This window comes from Thermotoga neapolitana DSM 4359 (genome assembly GCF_000018945.1).
GTDB lineage: Bacteria > Thermotogota > Thermotogae > Thermotogales > Thermotogaceae > Thermotoga > Thermotoga neapolitana.
Genome location: NC_011978.1, coordinates 500832 through 514187, shown reverse-complemented (window position 1 = coordinate 514187; position 13356 = coordinate 500832). Strand labels below are relative to the sequence as shown.

Below are 13356 nucleotides of genomic sequence, written 5' to 3'. Positions count from 1 at the left end.
TGTATGTGGCTGCTCTTTCTCATTCCTCTGGTTGCACTGGGATTTGCCGCTGCAAACTTCGCCGCTGTTGTTAAAAAACCAGAGGGTACAGATCGAATGAAGGAGATATCTTCCTACATTCGAAGTGGGGCGGATTCGTTCCTTGCGCACGAGACCAGGGCTATCTTCAAAGTTGCCATCGTCATAGCGATACTCCTCATGATCTTCACAACCTGGCAGACGGGTGTGGCGTTTCTTCTTGGAGCCGTGATGAGCGCCTCCGCCGGTATCGTGGGGATGAAGATGGCCACCAGAGCAAACGTCAGAGTGGCAGAAGCGGCCAGGACTACGAGGAAGATAGGACCCGCGTTGAAGGTGGCCTACCAGGGTGGAAGTGTCATGGGGCTTTCCGTCGGTGGGTTTGCCCTCCTTGGACTTGTTCTGGTTTACCTGATCTTTGGAAAATGGATGGGACAGCTGGACAATCTCAATATATACACCAACTGGCTTGGGATAAACTTTGTTCCTTTCGCCATGACGGTCTCTGGTTACGCCCTCGGATGCTCTATCATAGCCATGTTTGACAGGGTTGGAGGAGGAGTTTACACGAAGGCAGCGGATATGGCGGCTGACCTTGTTGGAAAGACAGAACTGAACCTTCCTGAAGACGATCCAAGGAATCCTGCCACGATAGCAGACAACGTGGGAGACAACGTGGGAGACGTTGCCGGTCTGGGAGCTGACCTTCTGGAAAGTTTCGTTGGTGCCATAGTGTCTTCCATTATCCTGGCTTCTTACATGTTCCCGATATACGTTCAAAGAGTGGGAGAAAACCTTGTTCATCAGATCCCGAAGGAAACCATACAGTCCCTCATCACCCATCCGATTCTCTTCGCACTGGTCGGTCTTGGATGTTCCATGCTTGGAATACTCTACGTGATCGTGAAAAGGCCATCTGACAATCCTCAGAGGGAACTCAACATCAGTCTCTGGACTTCCGCCATTCTCACGGTCGTTTTGACCGCTTTCCTGACATACTTTTATCTTAAGGATGCCCAGGGTCTGGATGTTGTTGGCTTCAGGTTTGGTCCCATCTCTCCGTGGTTTTCAGCGATCATAGGAATATTTGCGGGAATTTTGGTCGGTTTCTGGGCTGAGTACTACACGAGTTATCACTACAGACCAACACAGTTCCTCAGCAGATCCTCCATCGAAGGCACAGGAATGGTCATCTCGAACGGTCTTTCCCTTGGAATGAAGAGCGTGCTTCCTCCCACTTTAACGCTCGTTCTCGGTATTCTCTTCGCAGATTACTTTGCAGGGCTCTACGGAGTTGCAATCTCTGCTCTTGGAATGCTTTCCTTTGTTGCAACATCCGTTTCCGTGGACAGTTACGGACCGATAGCGGACAATGCGGGCGGAATCAGTGAGATGTGTGAACTGGACCCTGAGGTGAGGAAGATAACGGATCATCTCGATGCTGTGGGTAACACGACGGCGGCCATAGGAAAGGGATTCGCCATCGGTTCGGCTATCCTGGCGGCCCTCTCTCTCTTTGCCTCTTACATGTTCTCGCAGATCAGTCCATCGGACGTTGGAAAGCCACCTTCTCTCATACTCCTTCTGAACATGGTGGACGCGAGGGTGATAGCGGGCGCACTCCTTGGAGCGGCGATCACCTACTACTTCAGTGGTTACCTAATTTCTGCGGTCACGAAGGCCGCTATGAAGATGGTGGATGAGATCAGAAGACAGGCAAGGGAAATTCCTGGGCTTCTGGAAGGAAAGGCAAAGCCGGACTACAACAAGTGTATAGAAATCACCAGTGATAACGCTCTGAAGCAGATGGGATATCCTGCCTTCATAGCGATTCTCACGCCACTTGTGACAGGATTTCTGCTTGGACCGGAGTTCGTCGGAGGTGTGCTGATAGGGACCGTCATCAGTGGTGCCATGCTTGCCATTCTGACGGCAAATTCCGGAGGAGCCTGGGACAACGCCAAGAAGTTCCTCGAGGCGGGCAACTTGGAAGGGTACGGTAAGGGATCTGAACCTCACAAAGCCCTTGTCATAGGAGATACGGTGGGAGATCCCCTCAAGGATACGGTGGGTCCCTCTCTGGATATTCTCATAAAGATCATGTCGGTGGTTTCGGTGATAGCGGTTTCCATCTTCAAACACGTTCACCTGTTCTGATAAGAAGGGGGCTTCGGCCCCCTTTAAAATTGTGGTAGGATTCTTAGGGGGGATGACCTTGGAAAGAGAAAAGCTTCTTGCAAAGTTTGTGGAAATAGTTTCAGAGAAGATGGGAAAGAATCTGGAGACGATCGATGAAGATGTCTCTTTTGGAGAACTCGGCTTTGATTCGCTAGATGTGATAGATCTTGTCATGTTCTTCGAAGACGAGTTCGCAATAAGGATAGAGGACGAAGAGCTCGAAAGTCTTCGCAGGGTAAAAGATCTGATAGATATCGTGAGCAGAAAACTGGAGGAGGTCAACGATGAGGTATCTGAGGGCGGATGAAAGGTGCCTGATATGCAGTCTCAGGCAGGCTGAAAATCTCCTGAAGAAGACCATCAACTCCCCTGAAAAAAGATGGGTGATATTCCGGGAGATCTTCAGAGTTATGAGCGAGATGAAATGGGGAATGAAACCTCTGGAGGTCAACGGGAAGGTCCACAGGTTCATCATGGAGTACGTGAAGGAGGAGGATCCCTTCAAAGAAGAAAAGGAAAGATCGAACGAGATGGCAATGAAACTCGTTGAGATGTTCAGAACAGAGATCCTGAATTCCCCTGATCCTGTGTACTCTGCTGCGAAACTGGCAGTTTCAGGAAATTTGATAGATCTTGGTATCCCAGGCTGGAAAACAGAAGACGTCTTTGAAAAACTTCACGAAGCCTACGAAAGGCCTTTCGACAGGGAGGATTTCGAAGAGTTCAGAAACGCCCTCGAAAGTGCTTCCACACTCTTTTATATCGCAGATAACGCCGGAGAGATCGTTTTCGATAAGTTCTTCATCGAGATCATGAAGATGCAGAATCCATCGCTCGAGGTGATGGTTGCCGTTCGTGGAAAGCCGATAATAAACGACGTCACAGTCGATGATGCGAAGCAAATCAGGCTGGAAGAGGTTGCCACACTGATCGACTCCGGTGTGGAAGAGCCGGGTGTGGTCCTGGACAAAGCTACACCAGAGTTCAGAAGGATGTTTTTCGAAACAGACCTCGTCGTCTCCAAAGGACAGGGAAACTTCGAGGGTCTTTACGAGGAAGAAAGAGAGAACCTGTTCTTCCTCCTGACCGCCAAGTGTGATTTTGTGGCGGAAGTTCTGAAAGTTCCCGTAGGAGGAAAGGTGTTCATTTCCTCTTCCTCCCTCTGATCTTTTCCCGAGGAGGTGAGTAAAGTTGATAGAAAAGATCAGGGAGTACGTTCTCAGTACTCTTGGTACTCTGGTCACCGCCGTTGGTGTGGTGGTCTTTCTGATACCGAACAACATAGCTGCCGGCGGTGTGAGTGGTCTTTCGATGATACTTCATCATCTTCTTCCGCTTCCAGTGGGAATCTGGATGTACATTCTGAACGGTCTGCTCTTTCTTGTCGCCTTCCTCACCGTGGGATTCGATTTCAGTGCCAAGACGATTTACTGCACTTTCGTTTTCAACTTCTTTGTGGATTTGTTCGATCGTCTGATTCCTTTACCGAAGTACACAGGTGACGATCTGTTTCTTGCGGTCTCCTTCGGCACATTACTCACTGCCCTGGGACTTGCCATAACGTTTTCTCAGAATTCTTCCACCGGAGGAACAGACATCATAGCAAGGATCCTGAACAAATACTTCTGGATCTCCATGGGAATGGGACTTCTGATGGTGGACTTCACCATAGCGGCTCTGGCAGGTGTCACATTCAACGCGAGAACGGGAATGTACGCTCTTCTCGGTGTGATACTGAACGGTATAATGGTGGACTTCATGCTGAGAGGAATAGAGCAATCGAGTGAAGTAACCATCATTTCTGAACGGTCTGAGGAGATAAAAGATTTTGTTCTTTACAAACTTCACAGGGGTGCCACCTACGTTCCTGCGAAGGGAGCTTACACGGGCAAGGAAAGAAAAATACTCCTTGTGGTGGTAAGAAGAAGAGAGTTGAACGAACTGATCAGATTCATAAGGAAGGTAGACCCGAAAGCCTTTGTCGTAATCAAAGAAGTAAGACAGGCTCTGGGAGAGGGTTTTAAAGAACTGGAGGAGTTGTGATGTACTACGAGGCAGCGATATCGGGAACAGGAAGGACGATCTGTGTTCGATCAGAGGAACCGCTGAATCCAGGTGAGAGAATATGGGTCGGCTGGAAAGGAGAAAGGACGAAATGTTACGTGATAGGTCCTTCTTTCCAGAAGGACTCCTTCACTGTGAAGGAGCGAGATGGGAGGAGTTTTCTAACAGAAAAGCACGTTGAAATAGCAAAGTGGATCTCAAGAAGGTTCGGTTCGCCGATAGGTATGGTCTTCGATCTTTTCTTCCCGCCGGGAATCGACGATTACGTAACGGAGAAGGTGATCTCGCAAAGTCCTTTCCTCGGTTTTGAAGAGATGCTTCTTTCCGATTTTGTGAAGGATAAAGGAGAAAAAGTCCTGGAAGAGATGTTGAAGAAAGGGCTCGTGAAAATCGAAAAATCTTTCTATATAAAGGAACCCAAGCCACGTTTAAAAAAGAGAGTTTTTCTGAAAGCGTCCATTCCAGAACTGGTACGAACACCGCTGACTCTGAAGCAGAAGATGGTGGTTGAGTACCTTCAGTTCAACGGCGGAGTACTCCTGGAGGACCTTTTGAGGGATCTGGAGGTCTCCAGAAGCGTGATCGAGTCTCTCCGGGAAAAAGGAATAATAGAAGTTCTTCATCAGGACGTTCCACCGAAAAAGAGATCCAATCGAACCACTTTCAAAGAGGAACTCTCTGATGTGAACCTTTTCTTTGGGCCCGCGGGCAGTGGTAAAACAGAAGCACTCCTTCAACTTGCGGGCGAATATTCTAGAAGGGGAACAGTACTTTTTCTGGTACCTGAGGTTTCCATACTCACGCATCTGCTTTCGCGCTTGAAAGGATTGTTCCCACAGATGAGAGTGGGCATATACCACAGTTACCTATCGAAATCTAGAAAAAACCTAGAGTGGTACAGAGCTGTGGAAGGGAAGATCGATATCCTGCTCGGTACAAGAAGTGCCGTGTTTGTTCCCGTCAAAAACTTTTCTCTGATCATAGTTGACGAAGAGCACGATGAGAGTTTCTATCAGTATTCACCTCCTTCCTATGACGCGGTTGAAGTGGCAAGGGAAATTTCCAGGGTCTTTGAAGTTCCCCTGGTGATGTCTTCTGCTACTCCAGCTTTGAAGACTTACGTGGAAGCAAAAGAGGGAAAAATCAAGGTGTTCACTTTTGTAAGAAAACACGCAGACGTGTCGATAGAGGTCGTCGATATGAGGAAGGAAGAAAGGGTAGGCAGCTTTGCCAGGAAAACCCTCGATCGGATGGAAGAAACCCTGAAAGAGGGTCGGAGAGTGCTCGTCTATGTGAGAAGAAAAGGATACTGGGGAAGGGTGCAATGTGAAACCTGCGGCCACGTTTTGAAGTGCGAAGACTGTGACGTGTCTCTCGTTTTCCACCTGGATTCTAGATCACTGAAATGTCATCAGTGTGGCAGAGAGTACGGATTCGAAGAAGAATGTCCTGTTTGCGGTGGAAAACTCTCCGGGAAAGGATTTGGCACGGAAAAGATTGAAAGGGAACTGCAAAGATATTTTCCGGAAAGGAGAGTAATGAGAATAGATCGGGAAGTTGTCGAGGATGTAATGGAGGTGGAGGATTACATAAACAGGTTGATTTCCGGGGAAATAGACATTCTTGTTGGAACAAGAATGGTAACGAAGAGTTTCGATGTTCCGGAAATCGGTCTTGTGTGTGTACTTGATGTGGACTCACTCATCTTTCTACCGGATTTTTCAGCTTCGTTGAGGGTGTTTCAGTTGATTGTCCAGGTGTTCGGAAGAGCGTCCAGAAAGGGTACGGGAAGGGCTATCCTTCAAACGTACAACCCCGACGAAGAGGTGATCATGAGGGCAATAAAAGAAGATGTGGAAGGGTTCTATGAAAGAGAACTCGAAAGAAGAAAATCGTTGGGTTATCCTCCCTACAAGCACTTGATTCACATCGCACTGAAGTCAAAAGATCCGAACCAGGGAAAAAGGCTTCTGACGAGACTGAGAAATTCCCTTGACGGTGAAGAGGTTCTTGGACCTGCAGAGCACTGGATGTTCAAATTGAAAGGTTTTTATCGACACCACCTGGTGGTGAAAACGGATAAGGTGGAAGAAACCCTTTCAAAGGTGGAGAAGTACTCAAAGGTGCTGGGTTTGGATCCACTGATACTGGTGGATCCGCCTTCTCTGGAGATACCGGATTAACCTTAATGTAACTTTACCTTATCTTTTCCTTAATTGAACTGCTGTGGAAGGGGTGCTATTATTAATCTCGGCGACGTTGAGTGAAAGGGTCTTCAGAAAGCGGAAAAAGAGAATAGAACCCGAAAAGAGAAGTTACACACTCTGGAGCTGAAGCAAACTTCAAGGTTTTTGTCCTCGGGTCATTGAAATATGGATAGCAGCCCCCCGATTTTGTTGAGCCGGATCGAATCTTATATGGAGGGTTTGATCCTGGCTCAGGGTGAACGCTGGCGGCGTGCCTAACACATGCAAGTCGAGCGGGGGAAACTCCCCTTTGGGGAGGAGTACCCAGCGGCGGACGGGTGAGTAACACGTGGGTAACCTGCCCTCCGGAGGGGGATAACCAGGGGAAACCCTGGCTAATACCCCATACGCTCCATCAACGCAAGTTGGTGGAGGAAAGGGGCGTTTGCCCCGCCGGAGGAGGGGCCCGCGGCCCATCAGGTAGTTGGTGGGGTAACGGCCCACCAAGCCGACGACGGGTAGCCGGCCTGAGAGGGTGGTCGGCCACAGGGGCACTGAGACACGGGCCCCACTCCTACGGGAGGCAGCAGTGGGGAATCTTGGACAATGGGGGAAACCCTGATCCAGCGACGCCGCGTGCGGGACGAAGCCCTTCGGGGTGTAAACCGCTGTGGCGGGGGAAGAATAAGGCAGGGAGGAAATGCCCTGCCGATGACGGTACCCCGCTAGAAAGCCCCGGCTAACTACGTGCCAGCAGCCGCGGTAATACGTAGGGGGCAAGCGTTACCCGGATTTACTGGGCGTAAAGGGGGCGTAGGCGGCCTGGTGTGTCGGATGTGAAATCCCACGGCTCAACCGTGGGGCTGCATCCGAAACTACCAGGCTTGGGGGCGGTAGAGGGAGACGGAACTGCCGGTGTAGGGGTGAAATCCGTAGATATCGGCAGGAACGCCGGTGGGGAAGCCGGTCTCCTGGGCCGACCCCGACGCTGAGGCCCGAAAGCCAGGGGAGCAAACCGGATTAGATACCCGGGTAGTCCTGGCTGTAAACGATGCCCACTAGGTGTGGGGGGATAATCCCTCCGTGCTGAAGCTAACGCGTTAAGTGGGCCGCCTGGGGAGTACGCCCGCAAGGGTGAAACTCAAAGGAATTGACGGGGGCCCGCACAAGCGGTGGAGCGTGTGGTTTAATTGGATGCTAAGCCAAGAACCTTACCAGGGCTTGACATGCCGGTGGTACCTCCCCGAAAGGGGTAGGGACCCAGTCCTTCGGGACTGGGAGCCGGCACAGGTGGTGCACGGCCGTCGTCAGCTCGTGCCGTGAGGTGTTGGGTTAAGTCCCGCAACGAGCGCAACCCCTGCCCCTAGTTGCCAGCGGTTCGGCCGGGCACTCTAGGGGGACTGCCGGCGACGAGCCGGAGGAAGGAGGGGATGACGTCAGGTACTCGTGCCCCTTATGCCCTGGGCGACACACGCGCTACAATGGGCGGTACAATGGGTTGCGACCCCGCGAGGGGGAGCCAATCCCCAAAGCCGCCCTCAGTTCGGATCGCAGGCTGCAACCCGCCTGCGTGAAGCCGGAATCGCTAGTAATCGCGGATCAGCCATGCCGCGGTGAATACGTTCCCGGGCCTTGTACACACCGCCCGTCACGCCACCCGAGTCGGGGGCTCCCGAAGACACCTGCCCCAACCCGAAAGGGAGGGGGGGTGTCGAGGGAGAACCTGGCGAGGGGGGCGAAGTCGTAACAAGGTAGCCGTACCGGAAGGTGCGGCTGGATCACCTCCTTTCTAGGAGATTTTCGGGGGCTGCTATCCATATTCCAATGGCTCGGGGGCTCGTAGCTCAGCTGGTCAGAGCGCACGCCTGATAAGCGTGAGGTCGGTGGTTCGAGTCCACCCGAGCCCACCATTGGTGGGGACGTAGCTCAGCTGGGAGAGCGCCTGCTTTGCAAGCAGGAGGCCAGGGGTTCGAATCCCCTCGTCTCCACCAAGGTGAAGGGTCATTGAAAACTGCATAGGGGAGAGTAGGAGGTCAAGGTACTAAGGGCACGCGGTGGATGCCTTGGCGGCGGGAGGCGATGAAGGGCGTGGCAAGCTGCGATAAGCCCGGGGGAGCCGCAAGCAGGCGTTGATCCCGGGATTCCCGAATGGGGAAACCTGGGTGGCCGTTGAGGCCACTCGCCGCCGAAAGGCGGTGCGACACCGGGGGAAGTGAAACATCTCAGTACCCCGAGGAAAAGAAATCAACCGAGATTCCCCTAGTAGCGGCGAGCGAACGGGGAGGAGCCCAAACCAGCGTGGTGCCAAAGCCCGTGGGCGTTGCCACGCTGGGGTTGCGGGACACGACCGGGCGAGGCCACGGACTCGCCGGGGAGTTACAAATCCCTCCTCTAGCCGAACCACCTGGGAAGGTGGGCCGGAGAGGGTGACAGCCCCGTAGGCGAAAGGGGAGGGACTCCCTGGGTCGTGTTCCCGAGTACCACGGGACACGTGGAATCCCGTGGGAAGCTGGGGGGACCACCCTCCAAGGCTAAATACTACCCGCCGCCCGATAGTGCACCAGTACCGTGAGGGAAAGGTGAAAAGCACCCCGGAAGGGGAGTGAAAGAGGACCTGAAACCGCGTGCCTACAAGAAGTCGGAGCCCCCATTTGGGGGTGACGGCGTGCCTTTTGATTAATGAGCCCGCGAGTTGCCGTCGGTGGCGAGGTTAAGCCGATTGAGGCGTAGCCGTAGCGAAAGCGAGTCCGAACAGGGCGTCTAGTCACCGGCGGCAGACCCGAAGCCGGGTGAGCTACCCCTGGGCAGGGTGAAGGTGGGTTAAAACCCACTGGAGGCCCGAACCGGTGGACAGTGAAAAGTCCTCGGATGACCTGGGGGTAGGAGTGAAAAGCTAACCGAACCCGGTGATAGCTGGTTCTCCCCGAAATGCATTGAGGTGCAGCCTCGGGTGGTCTGTGCAGGGGGTAGAGCACTGATGGGGCTAGGGGGGTTTCCTCCGAACCCCGTCAAACTCCGAATCCCTGCACACAAAGCCCGGGAGTGAGCCCGCGGGGGATAAGCTCCGCGGACGAGAGGGGAACAACCCAGACCGCCGGCTAAGGGCCCGAAGAGGTGGCTAAGTGGTAAAGGATGTGGGGCGCCTAAGACAGCTGGGATGTTGGCTTAGAAGCAGCCATCATTTAAAGAGTGCGTAACAGCTCACCAGCCGAGGCGCCCTGCACCGAAAATGTAACGGGGCTCAAGCCACCCCCCGAAGCCGCGGGTCAGTACCTCCGCTGGAGGTACTGGCGGTAGGGGAGCGTTCCGCTGTAGGGTGAAGGCGGACCCGCGAGGGCCGCTGGACGAGGCGGAAGTGAGAATGCGGGCATGAGTACGCGAGAGGAGGGTGAGAATCCCTCCCCCCGTAAGCCCAAGGGTACCTGGGGAAGGGTCGTCCGCCCAGGGTTAGCCGGGACCCTAAGGTGAACCCGAAAGGGGTAGCCGAAGGGAAGCCGGTTAATATTCCGGCGCCACCTGCGGTCGATGGTACGAGGGGTGACGCAGGAGGGTAGGCGCCGGGGGCAAGTGGCATGCCCCTCCAAGCGGTTAGGGCGATGACGGGCGTAGGTAAATCCGCGCCCCGAGCCTGAGCCGTGATGGGGAGGTCCCTTCGGGGACCAACGGCGCCGACCCCACACTGCCGAGAAAAACCTCGCGTACCGCTTGAGACCGTAGGTGCCCGTTCCGCAAACCGACACAGGTGGGCGGGCTGAGAAGGCTCAGGGGAGCGGGTTAACCCTCGCCAAGGAACTCGGCAAATTGGCCCCGTAACTTCGGGAGAAGGGGTGCCGCGTTAGGGTGAACCCGGGGGAAGGGGCAACCCGGAAACCGGGGGAGCCCGAGGCGGTCGCAGTGACAAGGCCCTGGCGACTGTTTACCAAAAACACAGGTCTCTGCTAACTCGAAAAGAGGAAGTATAGGGACTGACGCCTGCCCAGTGCCGGAAGGTTAAGGGGAGGGGTGAGGCTCCCCTTGTGGGAGCGTAGCTCCGACCCGAAGCCCCGGTAAACGGCGGCCGTAACTATAACGGTCCTAAGGTAGCGTTCGCTGCCTGCCCACAGGGAAACCTGTGGGGCAATACCCGGCTGTATGCGGGGAAGCCCTTAGAGCCCTTCCTACCTGGGGGCTGCGGCCAGCCCAGGTAAAAATGGAAGGGATTGGGCAATCCGCAGGAAACCCCGTTGAGGGGGGATCCTCAGAGACTGTACGCCGGGCATCCAGTCCCCGTGAGAAGGGGTGGAAATCTTGGATCTCAAGCCTGACTGGGTCGTTGGGTTCGTCGATGGTGAAGGTTGTTTCTACGTTGGTGTCAGCAGAAATCGCACCATGAAAACGGGTTATCAGGTTCTCCCCGAATTCAGGATCGTCCAGCACAAGCGTGACATACAGGTTCTGTACGCACTGAGGAAGTTCTTCGGATGCGGTGTTGTGCGGAAGAACCACGACGATCGATACGAACTAAGGATCAGAAAAAGGTCGTGCTTGAAGAAAGTTGTAGAATTCTTCGAAAAACATCCTCTAAAGACGAAGAAAAACGTTGACTTCAAAAAATTCAGAAGGATTCTCATAATGATGGAACGGGGAGAACATCTCACAAAAGAAGGTCTCATCAAGATACTGGAAATCGCCATGGAAATGAACACAGGAAACCACGAAAGGTTGAAACGAACCCTCGAAGAGATCCGGGGACTGGATGAAGATACAGTCCACCCCCACTCCGAAAGGGTGGGATAAGGGTGAGCGAAATTCCTTGTCGGGTAAGTTCCGACCTGCATGAATGGCGTAACGACTGGGGCACTGTCTCGGCGGGGGGCCCGGCGAAATTTCAGTCTGGGTGAAGATGCCCAGTACCCGCGGCTAGACGGAAAGACCCCGTGGAGCTTTACTGCAGCCTGGTATTGGGCTCTGGTGCATCGTGTATAGAATAGGTGGGAGGCTGTGAAGCCGCCTCGCCAGGGGCGGTGGAGCCGCCAGTGGAATACCACCCTCGGTGCACTGGAGTCCTAACCTGACCCTGTGAAGAGCAGGGTGGGGACAGTGCCAGGTGGGCAGTTTGACTGGGGCGGTCACCTCCTAAAGAGTAACGGAGGTGCGCAAAGGTCGGCTCAGGTGGGTTGGAAATCCACCGTAGAGTGCAAGGGCATAAGCCGGCCTGACTGCGAGGCCGACAGGCCGAGCAGGGGGGAAACCCGGCCCTAGTGACCCGGCGGCCCCGTGTGGAAGGGCCGTCGATCAACGGATAAAAGTTACCCCGGGGATAACAGGCTGGTCCCGCCCGAGAGTTCACATCGACGGCGGGGTTCGGCACCTCGATGTCGGCTCATCCCATCCTGGGGCTGAAGCAGGTCCCAAGGGTTGGGCTGTTCGCCCATTAAAGGGGTACGTGAGCTGGGTTCAGACCGTCGTGAGACAGGTCGGTCCCTATCTGCCGCGGGCGTAGGAGGCTTGAGGGGGGTCCTCCCTTGTACGAGAGGACCGGGAGGAGGGGGCCTCTGGTGTACCGGCTGTCGCGCCAGCGGCATACGCCGGGTAGCTATGCCCCTAAGCGATAACCGCTGAAAGCATCTAAGCGGGAAGCGCGCCCCAAGATTAGGCCTCCCATCCCGTTAAGGGAGTAAGGCCGGTCCGAGAAGAGGACCTTGATAGGCCGGGGGTGTAAGCGCCGCAAGGCGTTGAGCCCACCGGTACTAATCGGCCGAGGCCTTGACCTCCGAAATCCCCTATGCAGTTTCCAATGATCCTTCGAAGTATCCCCGGGTGCCGATACTGGGGCGGGAAACACCCGGTTCCATTCCGAACCCGGCCGTTAAGCCGCCCTGGGCCGATGGTAGTATGGGGGCAGCCCCATGCGAGAGTAGGTAGCGCCCGGGGATTTGTTTTTTATGAAGGGGCTCTTTCAAGAGCCCCTTTTTGTTATAATGATATCAAGGGGGTGATCCAGTGGCGGAAAAACTTCCCATAAAGACGGTGATGGCTATCCTTGTGGAAAACAGAAAGGAAACGGCTGAGAAGGTTCAGAAAATCCTCACCGCCTGGGGATGTTTGATCAAGACAAGACTGGGCCTTCACGATGGTGTTCTGGACAATTGCTCGGACGCCGGACTCATCGTTCTTGAACTTGTGGGAAGTCCGCAGCAGCACAGAGAACTCTGTGACAAACTAAACAAACTACCGGGTGTGAAGGCCGATTACATGGAACTGTCCTTCGATGAAAAGTAAGCCCCTCGAAAAGAGGGGCTTTTTTCACCAGGCAGTCCAGGTGACCCGGAGTTTTACATTCTCTATCTCAACGGTCACGGTGGCTCCATTTGTGGAGCTGTAGTTTCTCTGCCCAAAGATCACCCAGAGTGTAACGTCTTCTCCGTTGTTTATCCTGTTCAGAGCTTCTTTCAGAGCGGGTGAGTTGCTGGCAGAGATGGAAGGAGAATATTCAGTCTGCTGAGGAGCGTTAATTTTGATATCAATATCACCGATAGTCGGTGTTGATGTTGGCTCGGTGAGAGAAAAACCTATGAATCCTTCAAGATTAAGATCTCCTTCCACGGTGACATTTCCACTCACCTCGATGTTGTGAAGGTGCACTGTTCCTGGAATACCAGCCTCTTGCTGTGCGTTTTTCACATCTTCCGCTTTGATGATAAAGCTTGTCCATGTTGCATCCAGGGTGGTGGAGCTTCCTTGTGGAATCCCGAACACTTGAGGTTCGATACCGAGGTTTCCAAGATCGATAGGAATGGGTACTGGAATACAGCCGGAAACAAGCAGCAAAATACCAGATGTTATGAGTGCAGACCAGAAGAGTACTCTCTTCATTCTTTCACCTCCTTTCTTTAATGGTATCATTTTGAAACTTTTTTCCAAAGCGTGT

At 53.7% G+C, this 13356-nt stretch carries 7 protein-coding genes, 2 tRNA genes and 3 rRNA genes; 11 read left to right on the top strand and 1 reads right to left on the bottom strand.

Features of this window, described 5'->3' with window-relative positions; all coding sequences use genetic code 11:
- The first annotated feature begins 3 nt into the window (after positions 1–3).
- From CTN_RS02590 to CTN_RS02540, 11 genes are all read left to right on the top strand, one after another.
- The gene (locus CTN_RS02590) at positions 4–2175 is read left to right on the top strand and encodes a sodium-translocating pyrophosphatase (RefSeq protein ID WP_015919008.1); all 2172 of its coding nucleotides are present in this window, start codon (positions 4–6) and stop codon (positions 2173–2175) included.
- 58 nt (positions 2176–2233) lie between these two features.
- On the top strand, positions 2234–2503 hold the full coding sequence (locus tag CTN_RS02585; RefSeq protein WP_038066713.1) for an acyl carrier protein: 270 nt from the start codon (positions 2234–2236) through the stop codon (positions 2501–2503).
- Positions 2481–3362, top strand: coding sequence for a damage-control phosphatase ARMT1 family protein (locus CTN_RS02580; RefSeq protein ID WP_015919006.1), 882 nt, complete (start codon positions 2481–2483; stop codon positions 3360–3362). The genes CTN_RS02585 and CTN_RS02580 overlap by 23 nt, the downstream gene beginning before the upstream one ends.
- A gap of 25 nt (positions 3363–3387) precedes the next feature.
- Positions 3388–4239: a YitT family protein gene (locus CTN_RS02575; RefSeq protein ID WP_015919005.1), complete on the top strand. Its 852-nt coding sequence runs from the start codon at positions 3388–3390 to the stop codon at positions 4237–4239.
- Positions 4239–6443 (top strand): replication restart helicase PriA, encoded by a 2205-nt coding sequence (gene priA / locus CTN_RS02570; protein ID WP_038066709.1) that lies wholly within the window; start codon positions 4239–4241, stop codon positions 6441–6443. Before CTN_RS02575 ends, priA begins: the two co-directional genes overlap by 1 nt.
- A 231-nt stretch (positions 6444–6674) precedes the next feature.
- Positions 6675–8235, top strand: a 16S ribosomal RNA gene (locus tag CTN_RS02565).
- Positions 8236–8279: 44 nt separating this feature from the next.
- Positions 8280–8356: transfer RNA gene (locus CTN_RS02560), tRNA-Ile, on the top strand.
- 5 nt (positions 8357–8361) lie between these two features.
- Positions 8362–8437, top strand: a tRNA-Ala gene (locus CTN_RS02555).
- A 40-nt stretch (positions 8438–8477) separates the two neighbouring features.
- Positions 8478–12199 (top strand): 23S ribosomal RNA (locus CTN_RS02550).
- Positions 12200–12241: 42 nt separating this feature from the next.
- Positions 12242–12358 (top strand): 5S ribosomal RNA (gene rrf / locus CTN_RS02545).
- Together the 16S, 23S and 5S rRNA genes with 2 tRNA genes alongside form the textbook arrangement of a ribosomal RNA operon.
- Positions 12359–12428: 70 nt before the next feature.
- Positions 12429–12707 carry a CPF_0552 family protein gene (locus CTN_RS02540; RefSeq protein ID WP_015919003.1) on the top strand — a complete coding sequence of 93 codons (279 nt, stop codon included), beginning with the start codon at positions 12429–12431 and terminating at the stop codon, positions 12705–12707.
- Between the two features lie 24 nt (positions 12708–12731).
- Here the strand turns inward: CTN_RS02540 and CTN_RS02535 are convergent, their stop codons facing one another.
- Complete coding sequence (locus CTN_RS02535) at positions 12732–13301, bottom strand: hypothetical protein (protein WP_038066705.1); 570 nt, start codon at positions 13299–13301, stop codon at positions 12732–12734.
- Positions 13302–13356 lie beyond the last annotated feature (55 nt).

Coding starts and splice junctions, on each gene's coding strand:
- CTN_RS02535 (WP_038066705.1), bottom strand. CDS start 13,301: ATGAAGAGAGTACTCTTCTGGTCTGCACTCATAACATCTGGTATTTTG.
- CTN_RS02580 (WP_015919006.1), top strand. CDS start 2,481: ATGAGGTATCTGAGGGCGGATGAAAGGTGCCTGATATGCAGTCTCAGG.
- CTN_RS02590 (WP_015919008.1), top strand. CDS start 4: ATGTGGCTGCTCTTTCTCATTCCTCTGGTTGCACTGGGATTTGCCGCT.
- priA (WP_038066709.1), top strand. CDS start 4,239: ATGTACTACGAGGCAGCGATATCGGGAACAGGAAGGACGATCTGTGTT.